This is a genomic window from Paracoccus albicereus, assembly GCF_024359525.1.
Classification (GTDB): Bacteria; Pseudomonadota; Alphaproteobacteria; order Rhodobacterales; family Rhodobacteraceae; genus Paracoccus; species Paracoccus albicereus.
In genome coordinates this window covers 18,303-44,999 of record NZ_JAKZEU010000001.1, presented here as the reverse complement: position 1 = coordinate 44,999, position 26,697 = coordinate 18,303, and the positions used below count along the sequence as shown (strand labels likewise).

The 26,697-nt window shown below is 65.3% G+C and carries 27 protein-coding genes and 2 tRNA genes; 22 read left to right on the top strand and 7 right to left on the bottom strand.

What is annotated here, in order from left to right; translation table 11 throughout:
* The first annotated feature begins 2 nt into the window (after positions 1–2).
* From MLD63_RS00250 to MLD63_RS00230, 5 genes are all read left to right on the top strand, one after another.
* Positions 3–593 carry a Maf family protein gene (locus MLD63_RS00250; RefSeq protein WP_255327831.1) on the top strand — a complete coding sequence of 197 codons (591 nt, stop codon included), beginning with the start codon at positions 3–5 and terminating at the stop codon, positions 591–593.
* Complete coding sequence (locus MLD63_RS00245) at positions 590–1,642, top strand: ribonuclease E/G (protein WP_255327830.1); 1,053 nt, start codon at positions 590–592, stop codon at positions 1,640–1,642. Before MLD63_RS00250 ends, MLD63_RS00245 begins: the two co-directional genes overlap by 4 nt.
* Positions 1,642–1,812 (top strand): DNA gyrase inhibitor YacG, encoded by a 171-nt coding sequence (locus MLD63_RS00240; RefSeq protein ID WP_255327829.1) that lies wholly within the window; start codon positions 1,642–1,644, stop codon positions 1,810–1,812. Before MLD63_RS00245 ends, MLD63_RS00240 begins: the two co-directional genes overlap by 1 nt.
* 79 nt (positions 1,813–1,891) lie before the next feature.
* Positions 1,892–1,967, top strand: a tRNA-Phe gene (locus MLD63_RS00235).
* Positions 1,968–2,044: 77 nt separating this feature from the next.
* Positions 2,045–2,245, top strand: a complete 201-nt coding sequence (locus MLD63_RS00230; RefSeq protein WP_255327828.1) for a hypothetical protein — start codon at positions 2,045–2,047, stop codon at positions 2,243–2,245.
* Here the strand turns inward: MLD63_RS00230 and MLD63_RS00225 are convergent.
* The 3 genes from MLD63_RS00225 to MLD63_RS00215 form a co-directional block, all read right to left on the bottom strand.
* Positions 2,242–3,669 (bottom strand): UdgX family uracil-DNA binding protein, encoded by a 1,428-nt coding sequence (locus MLD63_RS00225; protein WP_439957612.1) that lies wholly within the window; start codon positions 3,667–3,669, stop codon positions 2,242–2,244. The two genes, MLD63_RS00230 and MLD63_RS00225, sit on opposite strands and share 4 nt — an antisense overlap.
* Positions 3,666–4,895: a putative DNA modification/repair radical SAM protein gene (locus MLD63_RS00220; protein WP_255327826.1), complete on the bottom strand. Its 1,230-nt coding sequence runs from the start codon at positions 4,893–4,895 to the stop codon at positions 3,666–3,668. The genes MLD63_RS00225 and MLD63_RS00220 overlap by 4 nt, the downstream gene beginning before the upstream one ends.
* A gap of 108 nt (positions 4,896–5,003) precedes the next feature.
* The gene (locus MLD63_RS00215) at positions 5,004–5,498 is read right to left on the bottom strand and encodes a CAP domain-containing protein (protein WP_255327825.1); all 495 of its coding nucleotides are present in this window, start codon (positions 5,496–5,498) and stop codon (positions 5,004–5,006) included.
* 134 nt (positions 5,499–5,632) lie between these two features.
* On the opposite strand from MLD63_RS00215, the gene MLD63_RS00210 reads away from it, so the two are divergent.
* From MLD63_RS00210 to MLD63_RS00200, 3 genes are all read left to right on the top strand, one after another.
* On the top strand, positions 5,633–6,451 hold the full coding sequence (locus MLD63_RS00210) for a TIGR00282 family metallophosphoesterase (RefSeq protein WP_255327824.1): 819 nt from the start codon (positions 5,633–5,635) through the stop codon (positions 6,449–6,451).
* A gap of 120 nt (positions 6,452–6,571) precedes the next feature.
* Entirely contained in the window at positions 6,572–8,356 is a 1,785-nt protein-coding gene (locus MLD63_RS00205; RefSeq protein WP_255327823.1) for an SLC13 family permease, read from the top strand.
* Positions 8,357–8,363: 7 nt separating this feature from the next.
* On the top strand, positions 8,364–9,089 hold the full coding sequence (locus tag MLD63_RS00200; protein WP_255327822.1) for a rhomboid family intramembrane serine protease: 726 nt from the start codon (positions 8,364–8,366) through the stop codon (positions 9,087–9,089).
* Here the strand turns inward: MLD63_RS00200 and mnmC2 are convergent.
* Positions 9,086–9,784 carry a tRNA (5-methylaminomethyl-2-thiouridine)(34)-methyltransferase MnmC2 gene (mnmC2, locus tag MLD63_RS00195; protein WP_255327821.1) on the bottom strand — a complete coding sequence of 233 codons (699 nt, stop codon included), beginning with the start codon at positions 9,782–9,784 and terminating at the stop codon, positions 9,086–9,088. The genes MLD63_RS00200 and mnmC2 overlap by 4 nt on opposite strands.
* A gap of 41 nt (positions 9,785–9,825) precedes the next feature.
* Here mnmC2 and MLD63_RS00190 point away from each other — a divergent pair, with 41 nt between their 5' ends.
* From MLD63_RS00190 to MLD63_RS00135, 12 genes are read left to right on the top strand one after another with little or no spacing between them, the layout of a single operon-like run.
* A complete protein-coding gene (locus tag MLD63_RS00190) occupies positions 9,826–10,827 on the top strand; it encodes an NAD(P)/FAD-dependent oxidoreductase (RefSeq protein WP_255328462.1) in 1,002 nt (333 codons plus the stop codon).
* 55 nt (positions 10,828–10,882) lie between these two features.
* Entirely contained in the window at positions 10,883–11,452 is a 570-nt protein-coding gene (locus MLD63_RS00185) for a DUF4202 domain-containing protein (protein WP_255327820.1), read from the top strand.
* Complete coding sequence (locus MLD63_RS00180; RefSeq protein WP_255327819.1) at positions 11,449–12,138, top strand: sirohydrochlorin chelatase; 690 nt, start codon at positions 11,449–11,451, stop codon at positions 12,136–12,138. The genes MLD63_RS00185 and MLD63_RS00180 overlap by 4 nt, the downstream gene beginning before the upstream one ends.
* 46 nt (positions 12,139–12,184) lie before the next feature.
* On the top strand, positions 12,185–14,470 hold the full coding sequence (locus MLD63_RS00175) for a bifunctional salicylyl-CoA 5-hydroxylase/oxidoreductase (protein WP_255327818.1): 2,286 nt from the start codon (positions 12,185–12,187) through the stop codon (positions 14,468–14,470).
* Positions 14,467–15,195: an SDR family NAD(P)-dependent oxidoreductase gene (locus MLD63_RS00170; RefSeq protein WP_255327817.1), complete on the top strand. Its 729-nt coding sequence runs from the start codon at positions 14,467–14,469 to the stop codon at positions 15,193–15,195. Before MLD63_RS00175 ends, MLD63_RS00170 begins: the two co-directional genes overlap by 4 nt.
* A complete protein-coding gene (locus MLD63_RS00165; protein ID WP_255327816.1) occupies positions 15,192–15,635 on the top strand; it encodes a MarR family winged helix-turn-helix transcriptional regulator in 444 nt (147 codons plus the stop codon). The genes MLD63_RS00170 and MLD63_RS00165 overlap by 4 nt, the downstream gene beginning before the upstream one ends.
* Positions 15,622–16,434, top strand: coding sequence for an enoyl-CoA hydratase family protein (locus tag MLD63_RS00160; protein ID WP_255327815.1), 813 nt, complete (start codon positions 15,622–15,624; stop codon positions 16,432–16,434). The genes MLD63_RS00165 and MLD63_RS00160 overlap by 14 nt, the downstream gene beginning before the upstream one ends.
* Positions 16,431–17,567: an acyl-CoA dehydrogenase family protein gene (locus MLD63_RS00155; protein WP_255328461.1), complete on the top strand. Its 1,137-nt coding sequence runs from the start codon at positions 16,431–16,433 to the stop codon at positions 17,565–17,567. The genes MLD63_RS00160 and MLD63_RS00155 overlap by 4 nt, the downstream gene beginning before the upstream one ends.
* Positions 17,564–17,950 (top strand): acyl-CoA thioesterase, encoded by a 387-nt coding sequence (locus MLD63_RS00150; protein ID WP_255327814.1) that lies wholly within the window; start codon positions 17,564–17,566, stop codon positions 17,948–17,950. Before MLD63_RS00155 ends, MLD63_RS00150 begins: the two co-directional genes overlap by 4 nt.
* Positions 17,943–18,338: a RidA family protein gene (locus tag MLD63_RS00145; RefSeq protein WP_255327813.1), complete on the top strand. Its 396-nt coding sequence runs from the start codon at positions 17,943–17,945 to the stop codon at positions 18,336–18,338. The genes MLD63_RS00150 and MLD63_RS00145 overlap by 8 nt, the downstream gene beginning before the upstream one ends.
* Before the next feature lie 9 nt (positions 18,339–18,347).
* Complete coding sequence (locus MLD63_RS00140; RefSeq protein WP_255327812.1) at positions 18,348–19,964, top strand: AMP-binding protein; 1,617 nt, start codon at positions 18,348–18,350, stop codon at positions 19,962–19,964.
* Positions 19,961–20,782 carry a tryptophan 2,3-dioxygenase gene (locus tag MLD63_RS00135; RefSeq protein ID WP_255327811.1) on the top strand — a complete coding sequence of 274 codons (822 nt, stop codon included), beginning with the start codon at positions 19,961–19,963 and terminating at the stop codon, positions 20,780–20,782. Before MLD63_RS00140 ends, MLD63_RS00135 begins: the two co-directional genes overlap by 4 nt.
* A gap of 284 nt (positions 20,783–21,066) precedes the next feature.
* On the opposite strand, the gene MLD63_RS00130 is transcribed toward MLD63_RS00135, so the two are convergent.
* A tRNA-Leu gene (locus MLD63_RS00130) sits at positions 21,067–21,152 on the bottom strand.
* Between the two features lie 105 nt (positions 21,153–21,257).
* On the opposite strand from MLD63_RS00130, the gene MLD63_RS00125 reads away from it, so the two are divergent.
* The gene (locus tag MLD63_RS00125; protein ID WP_255327810.1) at positions 21,258–23,282 is read left to right on the top strand and encodes a catalase; all 2,025 of its coding nucleotides are present in this window, start codon (positions 21,258–21,260) and stop codon (positions 23,280–23,282) included.
* 30 nt (positions 23,283–23,312) lie between these two features.
* On the opposite strand, the gene rocF is transcribed toward MLD63_RS00125, so the two are convergent.
* Positions 23,313–24,236 carry an arginase gene (gene rocF / locus MLD63_RS00120; protein WP_255327809.1) on the bottom strand — a complete coding sequence of 308 codons (924 nt, stop codon included), beginning with the start codon at positions 24,234–24,236 and terminating at the stop codon, positions 23,313–23,315.
* Positions 24,233–25,951, bottom strand: a complete 1,719-nt coding sequence (metG, locus tag MLD63_RS00115; RefSeq protein WP_255327808.1) for a methionine--tRNA ligase — start codon at positions 25,949–25,951, stop codon at positions 24,233–24,235. Before metG ends, rocF begins: the two co-directional genes overlap by 4 nt.
* On the opposite strand from metG, the gene MLD63_RS00110 reads away from it, so the two are divergent.
* Entirely contained in the window at positions 25,950–26,684 is a 735-nt protein-coding gene (locus tag MLD63_RS00110; RefSeq protein ID WP_255327807.1) for an AAA family ATPase, read from the top strand. The genes metG and MLD63_RS00110 overlap by 2 nt on opposite strands.
* The last annotated feature ends 13 nt before the right edge of the window (positions 26,685–26,697 follow it).

The following is a 26,697-nucleotide window of genomic DNA, read 5'->3' as shown; positions in this document are numbered from 1 at the left end:
CGATGGTGCGCAGCGATGTGCCCCGGCTGATCCTAGGATCAGCCAGTCCGCGCCGTCTGGAATTGCTGGCACAGATCGGAATCCGCCCCGCCGAGATCCGGCCCGCCGACATCGATGAGACGCCGCGCACCGACGAACGCGCGCGCGATTATGTGCGACGCATGGCGAGCCAGAAGGCCGCAGCGCTGTCTTTGACGCAGGGTGAAATCGCACTTTGCGCCGATACGACGGTGGCGGTCGGACGCCGCATCCTCGGCAAACCCGCGGACCGCGCTGAGGCCGCATCCTTCATGCGGCTGATGGCCGGCCGCCGTCACCGAGTCCTGACGGCCGTCGCGATCCGCGAGGGCGAGCGCATTCGCGAAAGGCTGGTAGAGACCATCGTGCGGATGCGTCCGATTACGCCCACCGAACTTGACCGCTACCTCGACATCGGTGACTGGCAGGGCAAGGCTGGCGCCTATGCCATTCAGGGCGCGGCCGCCGCGTTCATTCCCTGGATCAGCGGCTCTCACAGCGCGGTCGTGGGGCTGCCGCTTTCCGAAACCGCTGCGATGCTGTCCGCATCGGGCATCCTTCCGGAGGCCGCATGAAAGGTCGTCACGTCGTTCTTGGCACCTATCGTGAGCGTCAGATCGCGGCGCTGATGACCGATGGAAGGCTGGACGATCTGTTCACCGATGCGTCGGGGATCGCCGCCTTTGCGCCCGGCGCAATTCTGCGCGGACGGGTCGAACGGCCCATGAAGGGTCAGGGCGGGGTCTTCGTGCGGCTCCCCGATGGTGCCAAGGGTTTTCTGCGCGATCGTGGCGGTCTGTCCGAAGGCCAGGCCGTGCTGGTCCAGGTCTCGGGCGTGGCCGAGGCTGGCAAGGCCATACCGCTGACCGCGCGACTTCTGTTTCGGGGCCGGTACGCGATCGTCACCCCCGGCGTGCCGGGCATCAACGTCTCTCGGCGGATCCGTGACGAAGCACGTCGAACGGTGCTGACCGCGATGGGCGCGTCAGCACTGGCAGGCGACGAGAGTTTTGGCCTGATCCTGCGCAGCGCGGCGGAAGCCGCGCCCGATGACGAGATCGCGGACGAACTTGGCCCGCTGGTCGAGATCGCGGGCAGCATAACGACCGAGCAGGAAGGTTCGCCGGAACTGCTGCTCGACGCGCCCTCGCCTTGGGAACAGGCCTGGATCGACTGGGCCGACCCGGCGCCCGACCAGATCGATCAGGACGACGCGGCGCTGACAGAGACCGGTGCGCTAGATCAGATCGAGGCGCTGCTGTCACCCGAAGTGCCTCTGCAAGGCGGTGCCTCTGCCGTGATCGAAGCGACCCGCGCGCTGGTGGCCGTTGATGTTAACACGGGCGCCGACACCAGCCTCGCCGCAGGCTTGAAGGCGAACATGGCGCTGGCCCGCGATCTGCCGCGACAATTGCGGCTGCGCGGGCTCGGCGGGCAGATCGTTGTCGACTTCGCGCCGATGCCGAAGCGGGACCGTGCGTCCCTGGATCAGGTGCTGAAGGCGGCGTTTCGCGGCGACGGGGCAGAGACCACGCTGGTCGGATGGACCGCGATGGGTCTCTACGAGATCAATCGCAAGCGTGACCGCGCGCCTCTGTCGCGCGTGCTGGGCGGGAAGCACTGATGGCCTGCCCGATCTGCGGAAAGGACAGCGTGCCTTCCTATCGCCCCTTTTGTTCGAAGCGCTGCGCCGATGTCGATCTGGCCCGCTGGCTGCGTGGCGATTACGTCATTCCCGGTCCGCCTGCGGACCGGATGCCGGACGATGACGACCCGGACGGCCAAGGGCGCTGAGCCACTGCGATTCGGGCTGGACATGCCCCGGCGCCACCCGTAAACACCCCCCACCCACGGCCCCTAGGGGACCGTAAGGGCCCGGATAGCTCAGTTGGTAGAGCAGCGGATTGAAAATCCGCGTGTCGGTGGTTCGAATCCGCCTCCGGGCACCACTTCTTCCAGATCGTCGCATCTTGCACGCCCATCGTCAGCGATGCAGACTTTCGGCGAACGAGAGCAGGGGTCTGACATGGCGAAATTCGTGATCGCATCGGGCGCAGCGCCGCATCTGCGGTTGGATGCGTCGGGTCGGGAGTTTTCCGGGACTTTGCCGCCGATGATGTTCGACAGCCATGACGACGCGCGCGACTATGTCTTGGCCCACACCGAACATGCGCCGCTGGACGGTCTGCGCGCCGAGGTGATCGAGGATAGCGAACTTTCGGCCTAGGCTGCTTCGGCCACTGCGCGGGAAAGATCTGCGCGTAATTGGCCGCGCGCATCTTCGGCTTGCGCGGCGTCGCGCAGCCGCAGCAGATAGCTTGGATGCCATGAGATCAGCACCGGCCCGCCGTCGCGTGCCGTCTCGATCGTGCCGCGGCGCGGGGTCAGCGGTCGCGCATTACCCGTCAGCGCATAGGCGGCCGAAGCACCAAGCGCGACGGTCAATTGCGGCTGGATGAAACGACGCTCCAGCCCCAACCACCACTGACAATGCTCGATCTCGGTCCGGTCGGGTGATTGATGCATCCGCCGCTTGCCACGCGGCTGGAATTTGAAATGCTTGACCGCGTTTGTCAGCCAGACCGGCCCGACCCCGGCATCGGCCATGATCTCGCGCAGAAGCGTTCCGGCGGGGCCGACGAAGGGCCTGCCCTGCAGATCCTCGTGATCGCCCGGCTGTTCGCCCACGATCATCAGGCGTGCATCAGGATCGCCCTCACCCCAGACGGTCTGGGTCGCCGCCTCGCACAGATGGCAGCGGGTGCAGGCGCGGGCGGCCTGACCGGCCTCTTCCAGGCTGTCCGGCATATCGGGCATTGGCGCCGCGGCCAAACGCTCCAGAATCTTGGCGCTGCGTTTCGGCGGGTCGGTCGGCATCGCCGCGCGCATGCGCTCGACCCGTCCCTCGGCATCCGCAAGCATTTCGGGGATCAGGCGAGTCTCCGGCAGGTTCTTCCAGTACTTGACCGGCATTTCAGACTTCATCGCTGATATCTTCACGCGTGCCGGGTTGAAGATGTTGCGGAAATAGGTCCCCCACAACGCCTCGCTCGCATCGTCAGGCAGATCGGGGCGCGTCTCGGGTGGCGGGGCGAAGCGCAGCGCACCGTCCTTGAAGATCGCGGTCGCCTGCGGCGTCGCGATCAGCCAATCCATGTCTCCGAAGCGTTTGGCGAAGAACGGTGTTCCGCGCTCGACGCTCCAATGGGTCGGTTCGAACCAGGCGGCAAAACTGCGCCGCTCGCCCTCGGCCTCCAGTTCCCGGAAGCGGACGAAGGCGTGCATCTTGTGGATGTCGCGACGCACCGACTTGGCCATGTCGTGCAATTTGTCGGTCAGCGGATCGGCGGGGTTGGCGATCGCGCCACGATCGTTCTGGTGCCGAGACAATGCGCGATAGGCCAGCGCCCGTGATTCCGGGTCGGAATGGCAGATCACCGTTTCCAGCAGATCGATCAGGGGCTTGGTCGCGACGACCTTCAGAGGACCGTCACCCTCAGGCAGTGGCTCGTGATCGAAGAGCCCGCCTCCGCCATCGCCGCGCAGCCACTCGATATCTTCGGGCGGAACATCGTGGCTTGCCAGATTTCGGGCCGCATCGCGCCAGACCGCCGCAAAGCCCAGTTGCGGCAGTGTGACCCGATACATCAGAACAGCGACATCTGTTCGGGCGCGGGCGCGAAGCGCGCGCGCAGCGTGTCGCTGTCGGTCAGTCCGCCGGGATGCCAGTCCGGCAGCGTGACGAATGGCTGAGCCTTGTTCATCAACGCGCCGATCCGAAGCAGGTCGTGATACCTAACTGGACCCGACCGGCGCGCCGCGATGATCCGGTCCACCGTCTTGGTCCCGAAGCCCGGAACCCGCAGCAGCATGTCGCGGCTGGCGCGGTTCACGTCGACCGGAAAGTCCTGACGGTTGACCAGAGCCCAGGCAAGCTTTGGATCGATCGCGAGATCCAGGTTGCCGCTGGGCGCGACATCGGCGATCTCACCCGCTTCGAACCCGTAGAAGCGCATCAGCCAGTCGGCCTGATACAACCGATGTTCGCGCATCATCGGCGGCTTGACCAGCGGCAGGGCCGAGGACGCATCCGGGATCGGGCTGAATGCCGAATAGTAGACGCGGCGCAGCTTGTAGCCGGTGTAAAGCCGTGAGGATGTCGTCAGGATGTCGCGATCATTGGCCCCATCGGCACCGACGATCATTTGCGTCGACTGACCGGCCGGGGCGAACTTCGCGGCGCGCTTGCCGGTATGGCTGCGATCCAGGCTGGCTTCACGCGACATCCGCACGCCCGCCATCGCGCCGCGGATCGTTTCAGGCTTCTTCTGCGGTGCCAGCTGGCGCACGCTGTCGTCGCGCGGCAACTCGATGTTGATCGACAGGCGGTCGGCATACAGACCCGCCTCGTCGATCAGCTCGCGGCTGGCTTCGGGGATGGTCTTGAGATGGATATAGCCCTTGAAGCCATGGTCCTGCCGCAGCATGCGGGCGATGCGGACCATGTCGGCCATCGTGTCGTCCGGGCTGCGGATGATGCCCGAGGACAGGAACAACCCCTCGATGTAGTTGCGACGGTAGAATTCCAGCGTCAGCGTGACGACTTCCTCGGGCGAAAACCGCGCGCGTTCGACCTGCGACGAGACGCGATTGATGCAATACGCACAATCGTAGATGCAGAAATTCGTCATCAGGATCTTCAGCAGGCTGATACAGCGTCCGTCTGGCGTGTAGGCGTGGCAAATTCCGGTGCCACCCGCACTGCCGATGCCTCCGCTGCGCGAATCCCTGCGGGATGTGCCGCTGCTGGCGCAGGAGGCATCGTATTTGGCCGCGTCGGCCAGAATCGCAAGCTTCTGCTGAAGGCTCTGCTTCATATCGGAACAAATAAGGAACTTGGTGCCAAAGGCAAGCGCGGGACAGATTGATATCTGTTTACAGACGCGCGCCGGCCCCAGCCGGTTCCGCTGTGCGGCCTTGGTGTGTTACCCGCTGGGAACCGACCGCTGTGCCATCATCTCGCAGGATGATGCGTAAAGCCCGACCCACCACAATCGACCCGCCGGATCGCGCGCGACGCCGAAGCCCATCACGCTGGCGCGGTGGTCATGATGATTCCGGGCGTGACCGGGCGAGGCCTGCCACGCCCCCACCGTCGCGCCCGCGCCGGGCAGGCCCATCGCGACATTCTCGGCCGAGAAGCAGGCGCGAAATCCGTCCTGCCGCAGCCGTTTCATAGGGCGTCGCCCCTGTGCATCCTGATGGGTGATGACCTGTCGCCGCGCGATGTCGCAGGCGTGACGCTGGGCGGTCCGCATCAGGGCCGGATCCAGACCCAGCGGCTTTCCGCCCTGCCTTGCCCGCACCACGTTCGTCGCCGCGGCGAGTTCCGAAAGCGTCGTTTGGCCGCCTTCGACGGAACAGGAAAGAACGGGTCCCGCCCACAGGGTCACCGTCACGACGGCCAACATCCTTAGCATCACGCCCTCCGCATCTCGGTTCCTCAAGGTAGCCTTGGGGGCATGACGCAGGGGTTAAGAGAGCCGCCCGAAGTGTCTTGCATTCGAGCTTTTCGGCTTGAGGCGCGACCGGCCTTGGCCTAGGCCCGTCGGTCATGAAAATCCTGTTTCTGGGCGATGTCATGGGCCGGGCAGGCCGCAAGGCGATCATCGAGCGCCTGGGCCCGCTGCGCGCACGGCTGAAGGCCGATGTTGTGATCGTCAACGGTGAGAATGCCAGTGGCGGCATGGGGCTGAGCGCGCCGCATGCGCAGGCATTGCTGGCTGCGGGTGCGGATTGCCTGACGCTGGGTGATCACGCCTTCGATCAGCGCGACATGCTGACTTTCATCGAAACCGAGCCGCGCATCATCCGACCCCTGAATTTTTCGCGCGAGGCGCCCGGGCGCGGCCATCGCGTGATCACCGATCAGCGCGGGCGCAAGGTCCTGGTGACGCAAGCTCTGGGGCAGGTGTTCATGTCACGGCCCTACGACGATCCGTTCTCGGCGCTGGACGCGGTGCTTCGCGCGCATCCGCCAGGCGGAATGGTGCAGGCGGCGGTGGTGGACATCCACGCTGAGGCCACCAGTGAGAAAATGGGCGTCGGCCATTTCTGCGACGGCCGTGCCAGTCTGGTTGTCGGCACGCATACCCATGTCCCGACCGCCGATGCGCAGATCCTCAATCGTGGTACGGCCTACCAGTCCGACGCTGGCATGTGCGGCGATTACGACAGTGTCATCGGGATGGAAAAGGACGAGCCGCTGCGCCGTTTTCTGACCGGAATGAAGCGCGACCGCTTCACACCCGCGCAGGGTGAGGCGACGCTGTCGGGCGTTCTGGTCGAGACGGACGATCGCACCGGCCGGGCGAGCGCGATCCGTCCCGTGCGCGACGGCGGACGGCTGGCGCCGGCAGGGCCGCTGGGCTGATCGGGCGACCACGGCGCCGGGCATGCGCCGGATGAACCGGGCCTTGCGGCATGGCGGCAAATCGGGAAAGACTGCGCCGTTCGGGCCTCAGCCCAGAACGGCCAGGGGGACAGACAAGCGATGTTCGGCTTCGAACTGACGGGCACTGTATCGGCGATCGCGACGCTCTTTCTGATCGCGGGAATGCTGACGCTGTTCATCCGCGAGACCTATCCGCCCGAGGTGACGGCGATCCTCGGCGCCGTGGCGCTGCTGGCCCTGGGCATTCTCAAGCCCGATCAGGTCGCGGGTGTCCTGGCGAACCCGGCGCCCTGGACCATCGCTTTCATGTTCATCATCGTGGGCGGATTGGTCCGGACCGGCGCGCTCGACTGGATCGGACAGCACGCCTCCAGCAACGCCGTCGCGCGGCCCGCGATCACGCTGGCGGGACTGTCGATCCTGGTGTGCGGCCTGTCGGCCTTCGTCAACAATACGCCACTGGTCGTGGTGATGATGCCGATCTTCATGCAGCTTGCGACGACGATGAACGTCGCGCCGTCGAAGCTGCTGATCCCGCTGTCGTACCTGTCGATCCTGGGCGGCACGATGACGATGATCGGCACCTCGACCAACCTGCTGGTGGATGGCGTCGCCCGCGCTGCCGGCCAGCCGCATTTCACCATTTTCGAGATCGCGCCCGTGGGCGTTCCCATGGCGATCGTGGGGATCACCTATCTGCTGGTCTTCGCACCCAAGCTGCTGCCTGATCGCGCCTCGATGTCGTCGCTGGTCGGCGGCCGCTCGAAAATGAAGTTCTTCACCGAGGTCGCGATCCCCGAAGATTCCTCGCTGATCGGCAAGTCGCTGGAAGAGACCGAGATCTTCACGGGCGACAAGGTCCGCCCCATCGACGTCCTGCGCGGCGACGCCTCGTTGCGCCGCGACCTGGCCGCCGTCAGGCTGGAAGCAGGCGATCGCGTCGTTCTGCGTACCCCCATGTCCGAGGTTCTGGGCCTTCAGGGCAACAAGGACCTGCGGATGGTCGACAAGCTGAGCTCGGTCCAGACCTCGACGGTCGAGGTGCTGATCACGCCCGGTTGCCACATGGTGGGCCGCAGCCTTGGCTCGATGCGCCTGCGCCGCCGCTACGGCGTCTATGTGCTGGCCGCGCATCGCAAGAACCAGAATATCGGCCGCCAGCTTGATGATCTGGTCGTCCGCGTCGGCGACACGCTGCTGCTGGAGGGCACGCCCGGCGATATCGGCCGTCTTGCCAGCGACATGGAGATGGTAGAGGTCAATGCGCCCTCGGACCGCGCCTTCCGCCGCGCCCATGCGCCCATCGTCGTTGCCGTCCTGATCGCCGTCGTGGCCCTGTCGGCATTCGAGGTCGCGCCGATCCTGCTTCTGGCGTTCATTGGCGTCTCGATCGTGCTGGGCACGCGCTGCATCGATGCCGACGAGGCGCTGAGTTTCGTCGATGGTCGCCTGCTGGCGCTGATCTTCGCGATGCTCGCCGTCGGCGCGGGGCTGGAGAATTCCGGCGCGGTCGAGTTGATCGTGACCTATGTTGCGCCCTTCCTGGAAGGGTTGCCAAGCTGGGCACTGGTTCTTTGCGTCTATCTGCTCGCGACATTCCTGACCGAGGTCGTGACCAACAACGCCGTTGCCGTCATCGTCACGCCTGTCGCGATCACACTGGCAGGGCATCTGGGCATCGATCCACGACCGCTGATCGTGGCGGTGATGATGGGCGCCTCGGCCGCGTTCGCGACGCCGATCGGCTACCAGACCAACACGCTGGTCTATGGTCCGGGCGGATACCGCTTTGCCGATTTCCTTCGCGTCGGTGCGCCGCTGAACCTGTTGATGGCCGTCACCGCGTCGCTGGTGATCCCGTTCGTGTTTCCGCTGCGCGGCTGACCGCCCTATGTTTCCGATCCGCGATCACAACCCGTCCAAGCGTACGCCCTTCGTCACGTACACGCTGATCGCGCTGAACCTGATCATGTTCGTGCTGACGATGCCCTGGGGCGGGAATATGGGCGGGCTGTGGCAGAACTTCGCGCTGTACGCGGCGGCAATCACGCAGGGCGAGTGGCTGTGGGGCCTGGTCACCCACATGTTCCTGCATGCGGGCTTGCTGCACTTGGGCGGGAATATGCTTTTCTTGTGGATCTTCGGCGACAATCTGGAAGATCAGATGGGACATCTGGGCTTTCTGGGCTTCTACCTCGCCTCCGGGCTGGTCGCGGCTGCCGCGCAGATCCTGGCCGCGCCTTATTCCGTCGTCCCGATGGTCGGCGCATCGGGCGCGATTGCTGGCGTGATGGGTGGCTACCTGCTGCTGTTTCCGCGCGCGAAGGTCGATGTGGTCGTCATCATCGTGATCATCTTCAAGGTGTTCACGCTGCCCGCCTGGGTGATGCTGGGCCTGTGGTTCGGCTTCCAGTTGTTTGGTGGCTTCACCGTCGCAGGCGACGGCGGCGGGGTCGCTTACTGGGCGCATGCCGGCGGCTTCGTCGCCGGCGTGGTGCTGGCCCTGCCGCTGTTCCTGCGTCGGGGTGGGGCCGGTTTCTGGCAGGCGACGCAGGGGCATCCGCCGCATCCGGCCGCGACCTATCAGCGCACGCGGATCCCGCAGGTGCGCCGCTAGGTCATCAGCCCTGCCGACATGTGACGCTTGCCGGCAAAGCCCGGCCGCCGCTCGACCGCGAAGCCCGCCGCCGCCAGTGCGCGCCGCACATGGCCCGCCGCTGTATAGGTCGCGAAGGTCCCGCCGCGCGGGGTGTGACGTCCAACCTCTGCCATCAGTGCGTCGCTCCACATCTCGGGGTTCTTCGCGGGCGAAAACCCGTCCAGAAACCAAGCATCCGCGCATCCGTCCCATGCTGACAGGGTGTCGCGGACGTCGCCAACAATGATTTCGGCCTCGATCAGTCCGACGCGCATCCGCCGCCCCGGCCAGCCCTCGCGAAGCTGGGCGGCAAGTTCCGACATCGCGGGAAATGCCGCGTGCGCCTGCGCCATCTGCGCCTCGCTCATCGGGAACGCCTCGAAGCTGGTGAACCGCACCGGAACCGTCGCTACCCGCGCCAAGGCCAGCAGATTCAGCCCGGTCCCGAAGCCCAGTTCCGCAACATGAAAGCCCGGCCGCAACCGTGCAGGCACATCATTGCCGGCCAAAAAGACGTGACCCGTCTCTTCCAGCCCGCCCGCGAGGCTGAAATACGGATCGTCGAACCGCGTCGAGACCGGCACCCCGCCCTCGCGCCATTCCAGTCCCGGCGCGGTCTCGTGCCATTCGGAAGCCGTCTGGCCGCCTGTCGCCTGATCGTCTAGATCGCTCATCAAGGGCAGCTAGGGGAAAGGCGCGCGGCTTGACAAGCGTCATGGTCATCGGCGGCGGCATCTTTGGTCTTTCATGCGCTTGGGAGATGACCCGCCGTGGCGCCCATGTCCGGCTGTACGAGGCCGATCACGTCGGTGCCGGCGCCTCTGGAGGTCAGGTCGGCGCGCTCGCCCCACACGCGCCCGACCCGTGGAATGAGAAGAAGCAGGTCCAGCTCGACAGTCTGCTGATGGCATCGGATTTCTGGGCGGGGGTCGAGGATGCGTCCGGCCAGCCCACCGGCTATGCCCGCACCGGACGTTTGCAGCCTGTGACCGATTCCGATGCACTGACACCACGCATCGCCGCTGCCGCACATCGCTGGCCCGATGGCATCGGCATGCGGTTGACCGATGCGCCCGCCAGCGTGCTCGCCGCGCCGGGTCTGTGGCTGCAGGATGATCTGACCGCACGGTTGAACCCGCGCGCCGCCTTGGCCGCGCTGGCCGCCGCGATCCGTGCGAAAGGCGGCGAGGTGATCGAAGGGAATCCCGCGCCCGCCGAGGACCTGCACCCGACGCTTTGGGCCACCGGCATCGACGGTCTCGCCGCGCTCAACGACGCGACGGGCCGCGCGATCGGCAAGGGCGTCAAAGGGCAGTCGGCGCTGCTGGACTTCGCGGCGCCGGACAGCCCGCAGATTTTCGCCGATGGACTTTACATCGTGCCCCATGACGACGGCACCACCGCCGTCGGCTCGACCAGCGAGAACGAGTTCAGCCATGACCAGCCCGACGCGCTGCTTGACGACCTGATCTCCCGCGCCCGTGAATTATGTCCGACGCTGGCGGATGCGCCGGTGATCGAACGATGGGCCGGCATTCGCCCGCGCGCCCGGTCCCGCGCGCCGATCCTGGGACCCTGGCCCGACCGCCCCGGTCACTTCGTCGCCAATGGCGGCTTCAAGATCGGCTTCGGCATGGCGCAGGTGATCGCCCGCATGATGGCTGATCTGATCCTCGACGGTCGCGACACGGTTCCCGACGGTTTTCGCGTGACCTGAACCACTTGCGACCGCCGATCGCGCACGCGATCATGCCGCAACAGAAAGGAGCGCTATGCCCAGTCTCGACGACGCCTTCGCCGCCATCGACGCGGCCAATGCCAAGGACCCGACGTCGGAGGACGGCCAGCCTGCCGCGCTGCTCTACGGCCAGCGGATGAGCGCGGAACAGGAACGGTTGTTTCCGGATGCCTCGGACGTGCTGCGCATCTGCTGTCGCGGCCAACACATCGAACGCTGGACGCTTCCGCGCGAGGATTACCCGATGGACCGCCCCGGCTATCTCCGCTGGCGGCAGGAACAGGGCCGCCGCCATGCCGAACGCGTGGCCGGGATCATGGCGGATGCGGGCTATCCCACCGAGGATCAGGACCGCGCCCGGACACTGTTGACCAAGCAGGGGATCAAGCGCGACGCCGAGGTTCAGGCGCTGGAAGATGTCATCTGCTTTACCTTCATCCGGTGGTATCTGGGCGATTTCATGGCCGAGATCGAGAATCAGAAACTGCCCCGCATCATCGAGAAGACCGCCCGCAAGATGTCGCCCGAAGGCCGCGCCCGCGCGCTGGAGGAGTTTCCGATGCCGGACGCGCTGGCGCAGCACTTCCGCGACGATCCGGCATGAAGGCGATCATCGTCTCCCACGGCCAGCCCGGCGATCCCGAGCCGCAGGAACAGGCGATCCGCGACCTCGCGGCACAGGTCGCCGCCTGCGATCCCGGCTGCGAGGTCGTCGGTGCGACGCTGGCGATGCCCGGCGCGCTGGGGGCCGCTGTCCGCAACGGCGATCTGGTCTATCCGATGTTCATGGCCGAAGGCTGGTTCACAGGCCGCCAGCTCCCGAAGAAGCTTGCCGAGGCCGGCGCGCCGGACGCCCGCGTCATGCGCCCCTTTGGCACCGATCCCGCGCTGCCCGATCTGGTCGCCACGAAAGCGCAGCAAGCGGCGGAGTCCGAAGGCTGGGCGCCGCAGGACACGACTGTCTTGCTGACCGCTCACGGCTCGCAGGTCAGCCAGGCCAGCTATACCATCACAAACGCCGTGGCCGATCAGCTTGCATCCCGTTTCGCCCGCGTCGTCACAGGCTTCGTCGAGCAGGAGCCGTTCGTCGCTGACGCCGCGCGTGGCCTGAGCTGGGCGGTGCATGTGCCCTTTTTCGCGCTTCGCGCCGAACATGTCAGCGATGATTTGCCCGAAGCGCTGGATGAGGCAGGCTTCACCGGCCCGCGCCTTGACCCGATCGGCCTCGCGCCCGAGGTCCCGGCGCTTGTCGCCGCCGCCATCGCGCGCGAAATTTCAAACTTGAAATAACGCTAACCCTGTGCCAGCCTCCCTTGGCATCGGAAGGGGGCGCGCCATGAAGATACTTTGCCTCGGCGGTGGGCCTGCGGGTCTTTACTTCGCGATCTCGATGAAGCTGCGCGATCCGTCCCACGATGTGACGGTGATCGAACGCAACGCGCCCGGCGACACGTTTGGCTGGGGCGTGGTGCTGTCGGACGACGCGCTGAAACGGATGCAGCGGAACGACCCGACCTCGACCCAGGCGATCCGTGACAGCTTCATTTACTGGGACGACATCGCCGTGGTCCGCGACGGCCACCGCGACGTCTCTGGCGGGCACGGCTTCGCCGGGATCGGTCGGAAGCATATGCTGAACATCCTGCAGGACCGCGCCCGCGACCTGGGCGTGACGATGCGCTTCAACACCGATTTCGAGGGCGCCGCGCAGTTTCGCGACGATTACGACCTGATCGTGGCCGCCGACGGCCTGAACAGCCGAGTGCGCCGCGAATACGAGACGACGTTCAAGCCCGACATCGACATGCGGCTTTGCAAGTTCATCTGGCTGGGCACGAAGCAGAAGTTCGACGACGCCTTCACCTTCATCTTCGAGAAGACCGATCACGGCTGGCTCTGGGCGCATGTCTACCAGTTCGACCGCGAGACGGCGACGTTCATCGTCGAATGCAGCCAGCAGACCTGGGACGCCTTCGGCTTCGAGCAGATGGCCAAGGAGCAGATCGTCGAGACCTGCCGCAGCGTCTTCGCCGATCACCTCGGCGGTCACGATCTGATGTCGAACGCCGCCCATCTGCGCGGTTCGGCGGTCTGGTCGAACTTTCCCCGCGTGATCTGCGAGCGCTGGTATGACGGCAATGTCGTCCTGATGGGCGACGCCGCCGCGACCGGGCATTTCTCGATCGGATCGGGCACGCGGCTGGCGATCGACAGCGCCATCGCGCTGGCCGATTACCTGCACAGCGAACCGACGCTGGAAGCCGCCTTCGAGCGCTATCAGGAAGAGCGTCGGCTCGAGGTCCTTCGCCTGCAATCCGCCGCCCGCAACAGCCTTGAATGGTTCGAGGATGTCGAGCGTTATTTCGATCTCGACCCGGTGCAGTTTACCTATTCACTGCTGACACGCAGCCAGCGGATCAGCCACGAAAACCTGCGCTTGCGCGATCCCGACTGGGTGCGACGGGCCGAGGACTGGTTTCAGGAGCAGGCCGGCGGCCAGCCCGGCCGCGCGCCGATGTTCGCGCCCTTCGCGCTTCGCGAGATGGCGCTCAAGAACCGCATCGTCGTCTCGCCCATGGCGCAGTACAAGGCCGTGGACGGCACGCCCACCAACTGGCACCTCGTCCATTATGGCGAACGCGCCAAGGGCGGCGCTGGGCTGGTCTACACGGAAATGACCTGCGTCTCGCCTGAAGGCCGGATCACCCCCGGCTGTCCCGGCCTCTATATGCCCGAGCATGAAACGGCATGGCGCGAGATTGTCGATTTCGTCCATGGCGAGACCGACGCAAAGATCTGCTGCCAGATCGGCCATGCCGGCCGGAAGGGCAGCACTAGGATCGGCTGGGAAGGGATGGACAAGCCGCTGAAGGACGGCAATTGGCCGCTGCTCTCGGCCTCTGCAATCCCGTGGTCGGCCGGGAACGCGACGCCTCGGGCGATGACCCGCGTCGACATGGACCGGGTGCGGGACGAGTTCGTCGCCAGCGCGCAAATAGCCGAGCGCGCCGGCTTCGACATGATCGAACTCCATGCCGCTCACGGCTACCTCATCTCCAGCTTCATCTCGCCCGTCTCGAACAAGCGCGAGGACGAATACGGCGGCAGCCTGCAGAACCGGATGCGCTGGCCGCTTGAGGTCTTTGTCGCCATGCGCGCCGTCTGGCCGGAAGCGAAGCCGATGTCGGTCCGCATCAGCGCGACCGACTGGGTCGAGGCCGACGGTGTGACCCCGGACGAAGCCGTCGCCATCGCGCGAATGTTCCACGACGCGGGCGCCGACATCATCGACGTCTCGGCCGGCCAGACAAGCACGGACGCCAAGCCCGTCTATGGCCGGATGTTTCAGACGCCTTTTTCCGATCGCATCCGCAACGAGGCGGGGATCGCCACGATGGCCGTGGGCAACATCTATGAACCCGACCACGTCAACTCGATCCTGATTGCGGGACGCGCGGATCTGGTCTGCCTCGCCCGTCCGCACCTCAGCGACCCCTACTGGACGCTGCACGCCGCGACCGCGCTGGGCGACGCCGCGACCGAATGGCCGTTGCCCTACTTGCCGGGGCGCGACCAGGCACGCCGCCTTGCCGAGCGGCAGGCCGAGGATATTCGCGCGTGACCGTGCGTGTCCTCATCACCGGCGGCGGGACTGGCACCGGTGCCGACATGGCGCGGGCCTTTGCGGATGCCGGGCATGAGGTCGTCATCACCGGTCGCACCAAGGCGACGCTGGACGCAGTTTCAGGCGGTCGCATTCGCGCCATCCCCGCAGATGTGACCAACGCGAACAGCCTGAAAGCGCTGTTCGCCGCGGCCGGCCCGTGCCAGATCGTCATCGCCAATGCTGGCGCAGCGGAGTCCGCGCCGTTTGGCAAGATCACTGTCGACCACTGGCAGCGGATGATCGGGTCGAATCTCACCGGCACATTCCTCACCTTCCAGACAGCGCTTGCGCAGATGCAGCAAGGCGGTCGCCTGATAGCGATCGCGTCCATCGCGGGCCTGCGCGGCGCAGCCTATGCATCCGCCTATGCGGCGGCGAAGCACGGCGTCGTGGGCCTTGTCCGCTCGCTGGCGTTGGAACTGGCCGCGAAGGACATCACCGTCAACGCGATCTGCCCCGGTTTCCTCGACACAGAGATGACGGCGCGTACGATTGCCAACATCGCCGAAAAAACTGGCCGTAGCGAAGCGGAGGCGCTGGCCTCACTGAACGCGATGAACCCGCAGGGTCGTCTCGTCGCGCCGTCCGAAGTGACGGCCGCCGCATTGTGGCTCGCCTCCGATGCGGCGGCGGCGGTGAATGGGCAGGCCATTGCTCTGGACGGGGGCGCCACCGCATGAGCGATCTCAGCAAGCGCCGCCTGAAGCTGTGGATCCGCCTGCTTGGCGTGACCCGAGGGGCAGAGAACCACCTGCGCGACTATCTCCGCCGCGAGCATGGCACCACGCTGCCACGCTTCGACGTGATGGCCGCGCTGTGGCGGCGGCGCGAAGGCGTGACCATGTCGGACCTGTCGCGGATGCTGCTGGTCTCGAACGGCAACGCGACCGCCGTTGTGGACAGGCTTGAAGCCGACGGGCTGGCCCGAAGAGAGGCCGAGGATGGCGATCGCCGCCGCATCCGGGTGCGGCTGACAGCCGACGGGTTCTCGAAGTTCGAAGCGTTGGCGGCAGGTCACGAAGCCGCGGTCGACAACCTATTTGCCGGTCTGGACGAGCGTGATCTGGACATGATGCGCGAGATGCTGGCACGCGCGGGGAGGGTTCATGAAACGTCATGAGATGGCCGGGCTGACGCCCGAACACTTCCAGTGGAGCGTCACCGACCGGATCGCGGTGATCCGGCTGAATCGGCCAGAGCGCAAGAACCCCCTGACTTTCGAAAGCTACGCCGAACTGGGTCGGACGTTCCGCGATCTCGCCCACGCTTCGGACGTGGACGTGGTCGTACTGGCCAGCAACGGCGGCAATTTCTGCTCGGGCGGTGATGTACACGAGATCATCGGCCCGCTGGTCGGAATGGAGATGCCCGAGCTTCTGGCCTTCACCCGCATGACGGGTGAACTGGTCAAGGCGATGATCCATTGCGGCAAGCCCGTGATTGCAGCGGTCGAGGGCATCTGCGTCGGCGCGGGCGCGATTATGGCGATGGCGTCCGACATTCGTCTCGCCGCGCCGTCGACCAAGGCCGCGTTCCTGTTCACGCGCGTCGGGCTTGCGGGATGCGACATGGGCGCCTGCGCGATGCTGCCGCGGATCGTCGGGCAGGGTCGGGCGGCGGAACTGCTTTACACCGGACGCGTGCTGCGCGCCGAGGAAGGCGAGCGCTGGGGCTTCTGGAACGCGCTGCACGACGATGTCGAGGCGGCAGCGATGGACCTCGCCCGGCAGATCGCCGCAGGGCCGACCTGGGCGCACGGGATCACCAAGACGCAGCTGGATCAGGAATGGAACATGGGTCTGGATCAGGCGATCGAGGTCGAGGCGCAGGCCCAGGCGATCTGCATGCAGACCCGCGATTTCGAGCGGGCGTATCGTGCCTTCGTCGCAAAGGAAACGCCCGTGTTCGAGGGCGACTGATGGACCGAAGCTTCCTCACCTGGCCGTTCTTCGAGCCGCGCCACCGCGAACTGGCCGACAGCCTGGACGCTTGGTGCGATGGCAACCTGCCTGTCGATCACGCCGACGTGGACGCAGCCTGCCGAAACCTCGTGTCGATGCTGGGCAATGGTGGCTGGTTAGAACACTCGGGCGGCGAGGCGCTGGATATTCGCAGCCTTGCCCTGATCCGAGAGACCCTGGCCCGCCACGACGGCCTCGCGGATTTCGCCTTTGCGATGCAGGGTCTGGGGATGGGCGCCGTCACGCTGTTCGGCAGCCCCGAGCAGCGTGAATGGCTGACACGGACCCGCGATGGCGCCGCCATTGCCGGCTTCGCGTTGACCGAGCCGGATGCAGGTTCTGACGTTGCCCGCACGGCTGCGACGGCACGCCGCGACGGTAACGACTGGGTTCTAAACGGCGAGAAAACCTACATTTCGAACGGTGGCATCGCTGACATCTACACGATCGTCGTCCGAACCGGGGATGCTCCCGGCGCCAAGGGTCTCTCTGCCTTCCTTATGCCCGCCGACACCACCGGCGTCGAAACGCTCGCCCGGATCGAAACCATCGCGCCGCATCCTCTCGCGCATCTGCGACTGACCGACGTCCGCCTTCCGGCATCGGCCCTGATCGGCGAACCGGGCGCGGGCTTCCGCATCGCGATGACCGTGCTTGACCATTTCCGTCCGACCGTCGGTGCCGCGGCCCTCGGCTTTGCCCGTCGCGCACTGATCGAGGCGAGGGCCCGCGTCACCGCCCGCCACCGCTTTGGTGCACCGCTGGCCGATTTGCAGATGGTCCAGTCCCACATCGCCGACATGGCGCTGAAGATCGATGCCGCTGCGCTGCTGGTCTATCGTGCCGCCTGGGCCAAGGATCAGGGGGCGGCGCGCATCACCCGTGAGGCCGCAATGGCCAAACTGTATGCCACCGAGGCCGCGCAGGAGGTGATCGACGCCGCGGTCCAGCTTCATGGCGGCGATGGCGTGCGCGTTGGCAGCACCGTCGAAAGCCTCTACCGAGAAGTTCGTGCGCTGCGCATATACGAAGGCGCCAGCGACGTGCAGAAGCTGATCATCGCGCGCAGCGTCCTTGGATCAGCAACATGACCTACAGCCGGGACATCGCAATCGAATTCGCCCATTGCGACCCCGCCGGGATCGTCTTCTACCCGCGCTATGTCGAGATGGCGCAGAACGTCGTGGAAACGTTTTTCACCGAAGAGCTGGACCACCCGTTCGCCAAGTTGGTCGCAGGGGGCGGGGGCGTCCCCGCCGTCAGCCTCTCCTTCACCTTCCGCAAGCCATCGCGGCTGGGTGACCGGCTCAGATGGACGCTCGACGTCGCGCGGATCGGTCGGACCAGCATCGATTTCGCGCTTGCAGCCGACGATCGGCTTACAGCCGGGATCACCGTTGTCTGGACCGAAGGCATGGCTCCTGCGCCGATCCCTGATCCCATTCGCCAACGACTGGAGGCGCATCATGCATGAGCAACTTCATCCAAGGGGCTGGGCGAAACCCAAAGGCTACGCACACGGCATCGCCGCACGGGGGAAGATGATCCTGACCGGTGGTCTCGTGGGTTGGGACGCCGACCAGAATTTCCAGACCGACGATTTCGCGGGTCAGGTCCGGCAGGCGCTGGAAAACGTCGTGGCCGTGCTGGATGCCGGCGGTGCGCGTCCCGAACACCTCGTCCGCCTGACATGGTATGTGACCGACAAGCACGAATATCTGTCGGCGCTGCCGCAGATCGGCGCCGCCTACCGCGAGACGATCGGCCGTCACTTTCCGGCCATGGCGCTGGTGCAGGTGGTCGCGCTGGTCGAGGATCGCGCCAAGGTCGAGATCGAAGCCACCGCCATCATTCCCGACTGAGAGGCAATCATGCAGCTTGGACCGACCGGACATCAGGACAGCTTCACCCGGGACAACCTGCCACCGGCCGAGCTTTGGCCCCGGATCGAGTTGGGCGATCACCAATATCCCGAGTGGCTGAACGCAGGCGTCGAACTGACCGACCGCATGGTCGAGAAGGGCTTCGGGGATCATACCGCGCTGGTCGGCAACGGCCGCGCGCGCACCTACAAGGAGCTTGCCGACTGGACCAATCGCCTCGCCCACGCGCTGGTCAGCGATTATGGCGTGAAGCCCGGCAATCGGGTGCTGATCCGGTCCGCGAACAACCCCGCCATGGTGGCCTGCTGGCTGGCTGCGACCAAGGCCGGCGCGGTCGTGGTCAACACGATGCCGATGCTGCGCGCAGGCGAGCTGACCAAGATCATCGACAAGGCGCAGGTCAGCCACGCGTTGTGCGACACCCGGCTGATGGACGATCTGGTGGCCGCGGCGAAGGGTTCGGACATGCTGGAAACCGTGATCGGCTTCGATGGCACGGCCAATCACGACGCCGAGCTGGACCGCGCCGCGCTGACCAAACCGGTGCGGTTCGATGCCGCGAAGACCGGGCGCGACGATGTGGCTTTGCTGGGCTTCACCTCTGGCTCGACCGGCGAGCCGAAGGCGACGATGCATTTCCATCGCGACCTGCTGATCATTGCCGATGGCTATGCGGCCGAGGTGCTGGGCGTGACGCCGGACGACGTCTTCGTCGGCTCGCCACCCCTGGCCTTCACCTTCGGCTTGGGTGGGCTGGCCGTCTTCCCGCTGCGCTTCGGTGCCTCGGCAGTGCTGCTGGAAAACGCCTCGCCGCCGAACCTGATCGAGATCATCCAGAAGCACCGTGCCACGATCTGCTTCACCGCACCCACCGCCTATCGGGTGATGCTGCGCGCGATGGAGGAGGGGGCGGACCTCTCCAGCCTGCGCGCCGCCGTCAGCGCCGGCGAAACGCTGCCCGCCCCTGTCTGGGAAGAGTGGCGCAGAAAGACCGGCAAGCCGATGCTGGACGGGATCGGTGCGACCGAGATGCTGCACATCTTCATCACCAACCGGTTTGATGACAGCCACCCCGGCACTACCGGCCGGCCCGTCGCAGGCTATCGTGCCAAGGTCGTCGGCCGCGATGGCGTCGAGGTGCCGCGCGGCGAGATGGGTCAGCTGGCGGTGATCGGTCCGACCGGCTGCCGCTATCTCGCCGACGACCGCCAGCGCGATTACGTCCTGGATGGCTGGAACCTGACCGGCGACAGTTTCGTGCAGGACGACGACGGCCGCTTTCATTTCGCAGCCCGGTCCGACGACATCATCCTGTCGTCCGGCTACAACATCGCCGGCCCGGATGTCGAAGCCGCGTTGCTTGCCCATGACGCGGTGCTGGAATGTGCCGTAATCGGCGCGCCCGATGAGGAACGGGGTCAGATCGTCGAGGCGCATGTCGTCCTGGCCGAAGGTTTCGCGCCCGACGAGGCCCTGATCCTGACGCTGCAAACCCATTGCAAGGCGGTTATCGCCCCTTTCAAGTATCCACGCCGGATCATCTTCACGGCGGCCCTGCCCAAGACGCAGACCGGCAAGATCCAGCGGTTCAGGCTGAAATCATGACCGAAGACCCGGAACGGGACGGCGCCCGCATGTCGTTCAAGGGCAGGATGGCCTACGGCGACTATCTCGGGCTGGGCGATCTGCTGACATCGCAACACCCGCTGTCGGATGCGCATGACGAGATGCTGTTCATCATCCAGCATCAGACCAGCGAGCTGTGGATGAAGCTTGCGATCCACGAACTGGGCGCCGCCCGGGCCGCCATCATCGCGGGCGACCTGCAACCGGCGTTCAAGATGCTTGCCCGTGTGTCACGGATCATGGATCAGTTGACCGGGGCCTGGGATGTGCTGCGCACGATGACGCCCAGCGAGTACACGCAGTTCCGCCACATCCTGGGCGAGAGCAGCGGCTTTCAGTCGCACCAGTACCGCATGATCGAATTCGTCGCGGGCAACCGAAACCTCGCGATGATCCGGCCGCACGAACATCGCCCGGCGGACGCGAAGGCGCTGTGGGACGAGGCCCTGCGTCCCTCGCTCTACGATTCGGTGCTGGGGCAGCTGCGCGCGGCAGGTTTCGACGTGCCCGCACGCGACCGCCTCGACCAGCCTCACCAGCCCGACCCTGCGGCGCGCGCCGCGTGGCTTGCCGTCTATCGTGACCCGGTGCGCCACTGGTCGCTCTACGATCTGGCCGAAAAGCTGGTCGATTTCGAGGATTACTTCCGCCGTTGGCGCTTCAACCATGTCACCACGGTCGAGCGGATCATCGGCTTCAAGCGCGGCTCGGGCGGCACCTCGGGCGTGGACTATCTGCGGCGTATGCTGGACGTCGTGCTGTTCCCCGACCTCTGGGAAGTCCGCACCGAGCTTTGAGGTCCTCGCAACGCCTCCGCCATTGCAGCATACGCCTAACCCCTTTCTTCTTCACAAAAATATCCCCCGCCGGAGGCATTCCGGCGGAGCCGGAAACCCTTAACGAAGTCCGAACCGCCCGTTCGCAGCCTGTGTACAGGCTGTGTACGGCCTGTGTACGCCCGGTGCACGGGCTGTGCGGTGCCAGACCCAGCAAATGCTGGCCAGAACCGGTCTCAGGGCGTTGCGCTGTTGCGCACCAGCGCACGCTGGTGTTGCCGTTCAGATCCGTTAACGAACCATCATGGTACGGGCGGCCGGACTCGAACCGGCATGGGCTTGCGCCCGAGGGATTTTAAGTCCCATGCGTCTACCATTCCGCCACGCCCGCGCGTCCCGACGGCTACCCAGACAACCTATATTAATCAAGCGGAACCTCCCTCGATACGCCGGGTTGGCTGGGGGACGACATCCCCCGAACAGCCAGGAGCACGCGATGAGCGACGGCAACGACAAGCGCGGCAATGCAGGTGAACTGCACCAGCGCGGCGGCGATACCCTGACCACCAACCAGGGCATCCCGATCTCGGACAACCAGAACAGCCTCAAGGCCGGCACGCGTGGCCCGACCCTGCTGGAAGACTTCGTCCTGCGCGAGAAGATCTTCCATTTCGACCATGAGCGCATCCCGGAGCGGATCGTGCACGCCCGCGGCTCGGGCGCCCACGGGTATTTTGAAACGACCGATCCTATCCCGGAGCTGACGCGTGCCAGCTTCCTTGCAAAGAAAGGCAAGGTGCCCGTCTTCACCCGCTTTTCGACCGTCGCGGGCGGGGCTGGCAGCGTCGACACCCCGCGCGACGTGCGCGGCTTCGCAGTGAAGTTCTATACGGAAGAGGGGAATTGGGATCTCGTCGGCAACAACATTCCGGTCTTTTTCATCCAGGACGCGATCAAGTTTCCCGACCTGATCCACTCGGTGAAGATGGAGGCGGACAAGGGCTATCCGCAGGCCGCGACCGCCCACGATACGTTCTGGGATTTTGTTTCTCTGATGCCGGAATCGCTGCACATGATCATGTGGGCGATGTCCGACCGGACGATTCCCCGCAGTCTGCGCATGATCGAAGGTTTTGGGATCCACACCTTCCGGCTGGTCAACGAGGAAGGCAAATCGACCTTCTGCAAATTCCACTGGAAGCCGAAGCTGGGTCTGCAAAGCCAAGTCTGGAACGAGGCGGTAAAAACCGCCGGCGCCGACCCCGACTATCAGCGCCGCGATCTTTTCGAAGCGATCGAGGCTGGCGACTATCCGGAGTGGGAACTGGGCATCCAGACCTTCGACGCCGAATGGGCCGAGAAGCAGCCTTACGACGTCCTCGATTCGACCAAACTCATCCCTGAAGAGGATATCCCCGTCCGTATCATCGGACGGCTGGTTCTGGACCGGAACCCCGACAACTTCTTTGCCGAGACCGAGCAGGTCGCGTTCTGCCCGGCCAACATCGTCCCGGGCGTGGACTTCACCGACGATCCGCTGCTGCAGGGACGTTTGTTCTCCTATCTGGATACGCAGAAATCCCGCCTTGGAACGGCAAATTTCCATCAGCTGCCGATCAATGCGCCGAAATGCCCGATGCACAATTTCCAGCGGGACGGTCAGTTTCAGATGGCGGTCCCCAAGGGTCGCGCGAACTACGAGCCGAACAGCCTTGCCGAAGTGGGCGAGGATGCAGGCCCGCGAGCGATTGACCGGGGGTTTGCGACGGTCAAGTCGATGACCGACCTCGGCAACGATCCGTCGGAAAAGCTACGGGTGCGGGCCGAGCTGTTCGGCGACCATTATAGCCAAGCGCGCCTGTTCTATCGCAGCCAGGCCAAGGCAGAGCAGGGTCACATGGCCGATGCACTGGTCTTCGAACTGTCGAAGGTCGCGATTGACCATGTCCGGCAGCGCATCCTTGCCCATCTGCGGGTGATCGATGAGGATCTGGCAGCGAAGGTCGCCGAAGGACTGGCCGAGGATCTTCCCAAAGCAGCGACACCCAAGCGCGACATCGTGGATATGAACCCCTCGGACGCCCTGTCGATCGTGAAGAACGCCAAGCATACCCTTGCGGGGCGTAAGGTCGGTATCCTCGTGGCCGATGGCGGAGACATGGCCAAGGCGGAGGCCATCAAGCAGGCTGTGAAGGCTGATGGCGGTATGGCCGTGATGATCGCGAAAGAGCGCGGCAAGGCTGAAGAGCAGCTGGCCGGGACGCCTTCGGTCACCGTCGACGCGATCGCGCTTGTGCTTGGTGCCGACGATGCGAAGAAGCTGTCGAAATACAAGCCGGCGGTGGATTTCGTGTCGGACGCCTTCGCGCATCTCAAGGCGATCGCGGCGGATGACGCGGCTAAACCGTTGCTCGACGCGGCCGGAGTCGAGGTCGACGAGGGTGTGACTGGGCTTGAGCCGGACGCCTTCGTCAAGGCGGCGCGGATGCGCTTCTACGATCGCGAGGCGAAGTTCTGGTAAGAGGGCAGGGGCGGACCTTCGGGTCCGCCCTTATCCGTAGCTGCGGGTCGGCCGGTCGAAGACTTTGCGGCCCATCAGGCTGCCGACAAGATCCACCATCAGCTTGGCGGTTCGTCCGCGCTCATCCAGAAACGGATTAAGCTCGACCAGATCGAGCGAGGTGACCAGCCCGCTTTCGTGCAAAAGCTCCATCACCAGATGCGCCTCGCGGAAGGTGGTGCCGCCGGGCACGGTCGTGCCGACGGCCGGGGCGATGGATGGATCGAGGAAATCGACGTCGAGGCTGACATGCAGCAGTCCATCGGCGGCGCGGACCCTGTCCAGAAACGCCCGAAGCGGTGCTACGATGCCGTGTTCGTCCAGCACCCGCATGTCGTTCACGGTGATGTCCGTTTCCTGCATCGCGGCGTTTTCCGCAGGATCGACACTGCGGATTCCGAACATGCAGATATTCTCGCCCGGGATCGGCGCAGGGAAGGGCGGGAACGGATCAAAGCCGTCACGACCCGCCGCATAAGCCATCGGCGTTCCGTGCAGATTGCCCGACGTGGTTGAAACGACCGTATGAAAATCGCTGTGCGCGTCCAGCCAGATGACGAATTGCGGCCTGCCGACCGACGCCGAGTGCTGCGCCACACCCGCGACAGTGCCCAAAGCCAGCGAATGGTCGCCGCCCATAATGATCGGCATCCCGTCAGCCAGGGCGGCGGCGGTCGCTTCGCGCAGGGCGTTGGTCCATGCGATCGTCTCGGGCAGCGCGTGGACCGCCGGGTTGTCGCAGGTCTCGTTACCCGGCGCGTCGGGGACAACGTCGCCGCGATCCTCTACCCCGTGACCAAGCGCGCTTAGTGTCCAAGCCAGACCGGCCGTGCGGTAAGCCGCGGGCCCCATAAGGCAGCCGGGGCGTCGCTGCCCTTCGTCCACCGGCGCGCCAAGAAGGATGCAATGGGTCATGCACGCAGTCCCTTGAAGCGGTCCTCCCACTCGGCGCGCTGGTCGTCGGTGATCTTGGCGAACAGATTTTCGGGCACTGTGAAAGCATGACCGGGGATCAGCGTTCGCAATGCAGCCTCGACATCGTCGGGCCAGCCGGCGTCCTTCGTCCCCATCGCTTCCGCCATCGTCGCTGCAGTGAAGGGAATGAAGGGCGCCGACAGCACCGCGTAGAGCCGGATCAGGTTCAGCCCCAGCCGGACCTGCATCGCCGCCTGCGCCTCGTCGGTCTTGAAGGTCGACCACGGCGCCGCGGATTGCAGGTATTCGTTGCCCAGCACCCAGATCGCACGCAGTTCGGCCGCGGCCTTGCGGATCTCGATGCGGCCCATCGCCTCTTCATAGGCGCGGATGCGGGTGGCCAGCGCTTCGGTCAGCTTCGCCTCGACGGGGCCGGGAGTACCGCCGTCCGGCACCGTCTCTCCGAATTTCGAGCGGCAGAATTTGGTGATCCGGCTGACAAAGTTGCCCAGGACGTCGGCGAGGTCCTTGTTCACCGAGGCCTGGAAATTCTCCCACGTGAACTCGCTGTCGCCCGACTCGGGCACGTGGCTCAGCAGCCACCAACGCCAGTAATCGGCAGGCAGCAGCGACAGCGCGTCATCCATGAACACCCCGCGTCCCTGCGAGGTTGAGAACTGGCCACCATCATAGTTCAGGTAATTGAACGACTTGATGTAATCGACCAGCTTCCACGGTTCGCCCGATCCGATGATCGTGGCCGGGAAGGACAGCGTGTGGAAGGGCACGTTGTCCTTGCCCATGAACTGCGTGTAGCGCACATCTTCGGCGCCTTCGTCATTGCGCCACCAGCGGCGCCAGTCGGCATCGGGCTTGCCGTTCTCGTCCGCCCATTCGGCGGTCGCGGCGATGTATTCGATCGGCGCATCGAACCAGACATAGAAGACCTTGCCTTCCATCCCCGGCCAGTCCCGATCGCCGCGCTTGACCGGCACGCCCCAGTCGACGTCGCGCGTGATGCCGCGGTCCTGAAGCCCGTCGCCGTCGCGCAGCCATTTCTTCGCGATCGACGTCGTCAGGATCGGCCAGTCGGTCTTGCTGTCGATCCAGTCCGCGATCTGTCCCTTCAGCGCGGACTGGCGCAGATACAGGTGCTTGGTCTCGCGCACTTCCAGGTTCGTGCTGCCGGAAATCGCGCTGCGCGGGTCGATGAGATCGGTCGGATCAAGAAGCTTGGTGCAGTTCTCGCACTGGTCGCCGCGGGCCTTTTCGTAGCCGCAATTGGGGCAGGTGCCCTCGATATAGCGGTCGGACAGGAAGCGGTTGTCGTCGATGGAATAGACCTGTTTCTCGCTGACCTCGCGGATCAGGTCGCCATCGGCCAGCCGTCCCGCGAAATGCTGCGTCAGCGCTCGGTTCCGGTCGCTCGACGACCGACCGTAATGGTCGAAGCTCAGCCCGAAGCCTGCGGCGAGCGAGGCCTGTTCCCGATGCATCCGGGCGCAATAATCGGCCACCGGCTCGCCGGTCTTGGCGGCGGCGAGTTCAGCGGGCGTGCCGTGTTCGTCGGTCGCGCAGATGAACATCACCTCGTGCCCGCGCGCACGAAGGTAGCGGGCATACAGGTCGGCGGGCAGCTGGCTGCCGACCAGGTTGCCCAGATGCTTGATCCCATTGATATAGGGCAGGGCGGATGTAATGAGGTGGCGGGTCATGAGAGCCTTGATGCGACGTTTGCGGCTGTATATCCCCGGCCAGCATCGTGCGAAACCCATACCGGTCGGCGTGACGCTGTGGCGCAGGATGTCCCACTGGACCGAGCCCCGCCAGATCGTGATCCTGACCGGGGCTTCGGGCGCCGGCAAGACCACCATTGCCCGGCTTTGCGGCGAGATGGCGGAAGGGCCGACCGTCTTTCACTTCGACAACCATCGCATCCCTGACGGGGGCGTGCCGCATACCGATTATACAGACAAGGTCGCGTGGCAGCACCATATGGTGACAATCTGGTTGCGCTGGCTCAAGGACCACGACGCCGCGCTGATCCTGCTCGAGGGTCAGATGCTTCTGCCGCGGCTGATCGAGGTTCTGAGGGAAGAGGATCTTCGCAACGTGACTGTAATACTCGTCGAGTGCGCAGACGCAGAGCGGGCAAAGCGTCTCTCGGGGCGGGGGCATGCCCACCTGATAGGCGCTGGTCTTGATAACCGTGTCCTGCAGTTCCGGGCGGACGCAGAGGCATTGGGTATCCCCGTCTTTCTGACTGACGACCTGCAGGGTGATGCCTTGGCGCAACTGGTGAACGATCGCTTCGACCGCTCACCGCTGCGGCGCCTGGGACGGGCTGTCGGCCGCTTGCGGCAGGGGGTTCGTCGCCGGATACAAGCCGTCCTGCTGGGGCTACCCTTGGCGGAAGCCGAGGCACTGCTTCCGCTGGCGATGGCCTGATGTGTATCGCAAG

Coding starts and splice junctions, on each gene's coding strand:
- MLD63_RS00250 (WP_255327831.1), top strand. CDS start 3: ATGGTGCGCAGCGATGTGCCCCGGCTGATCCTAGGATCAGCCAGTCCG.
- MLD63_RS00245 (WP_255327830.1), top strand. CDS start 590: ATGAAAGGTCGTCACGTCGTTCTTGGCACCTATCGTGAGCGTCAGATC.
- MLD63_RS00240 (WP_255327829.1), top strand. CDS start 1,642: ATGGCCTGCCCGATCTGCGGAAAGGACAGCGTGCCTTCCTATCGCCCC.
- MLD63_RS00230 (WP_255327828.1), top strand. CDS start 2,045: ATGGCGAAATTCGTGATCGCATCGGGCGCAGCGCCGCATCTGCGGTTG.
- MLD63_RS00220 (WP_255327826.1), bottom strand. CDS start 4,895: ATGAAGCAGAGCCTTCAGCAGAAGCTTGCGATTCTGGCCGACGCGGCC.
- MLD63_RS00215 (WP_255327825.1), bottom strand. CDS start 5,498: ATGCTAAGGATGTTGGCCGTCGTGACGGTGACCCTGTGGGCGGGACCC.
- MLD63_RS00210 (WP_255327824.1), top strand. CDS start 5,633: ATGAAAATCCTGTTTCTGGGCGATGTCATGGGCCGGGCAGGCCGCAAG.
- MLD63_RS00205 (WP_255327823.1), top strand. CDS start 6,572: ATGTTCGGCTTCGAACTGACGGGCACTGTATCGGCGATCGCGACGCTC.
- MLD63_RS00200 (WP_255327822.1), top strand. CDS start 8,364: ATGTTTCCGATCCGCGATCACAACCCGTCCAAGCGTACGCCCTTCGTC.
- mnmC2 (WP_255327821.1), bottom strand. CDS start 9,784: ATGAGCGATCTAGACGATCAGGCGACAGGCGGCCAGACGGCTTCCGAA.
- MLD63_RS00190 (WP_255328462.1), top strand. CDS start 9,826: ATGGTCATCGGCGGCGGCATCTTTGGTCTTTCATGCGCTTGGGAGATG.
- MLD63_RS00185 (WP_255327820.1), top strand. CDS start 10,883: ATGCCCAGTCTCGACGACGCCTTCGCCGCCATCGACGCGGCCAATGCC.
- MLD63_RS00180 (WP_255327819.1), top strand. CDS start 11,449: ATGAAGGCGATCATCGTCTCCCACGGCCAGCCCGGCGATCCCGAGCCG.
- MLD63_RS00175 (WP_255327818.1), top strand. CDS start 12,185: ATGAAGATACTTTGCCTCGGCGGTGGGCCTGCGGGTCTTTACTTCGCG.
- MLD63_RS00165 (WP_255327816.1), top strand. CDS start 15,192: ATGAGCGATCTCAGCAAGCGCCGCCTGAAGCTGTGGATCCGCCTGCTT.
- MLD63_RS00160 (WP_255327815.1), top strand. CDS start 15,622: ATGAAACGTCATGAGATGGCCGGGCTGACGCCCGAACACTTCCAGTGG.
- MLD63_RS00150 (WP_255327814.1), top strand. CDS start 17,564: ATGACCTACAGCCGGGACATCGCAATCGAATTCGCCCATTGCGACCCC.
- MLD63_RS00145 (WP_255327813.1), top strand. CDS start 17,943: ATGCATGAGCAACTTCATCCAAGGGGCTGGGCGAAACCCAAAGGCTAC.
- MLD63_RS00140 (WP_255327812.1), top strand. CDS start 18,348: ATGCAGCTTGGACCGACCGGACATCAGGACAGCTTCACCCGGGACAAC.
- MLD63_RS00135 (WP_255327811.1), top strand. CDS start 19,961: ATGACCGAAGACCCGGAACGGGACGGCGCCCGCATGTCGTTCAAGGGC.
- MLD63_RS00125 (WP_255327810.1), top strand. CDS start 21,258: ATGAGCGACGGCAACGACAAGCGCGGCAATGCAGGTGAACTGCACCAG.
- rocF (WP_255327809.1), bottom strand. CDS start 24,236: ATGACCCATTGCATCCTTCTTGGCGCGCCGGTGGACGAAGGGCAGCGA.
- MLD63_RS00110 (WP_255327807.1), top strand. CDS start 25,950: ATGAGAGCCTTGATGCGACGTTTGCGGCTGTATATCCCCGGCCAGCAT.
- metG (WP_255327808.1), bottom strand. CDS start 25,951: ATGACCCGCCACCTCATTACATCCGCCCTGCCCTATATCAATGGGATC.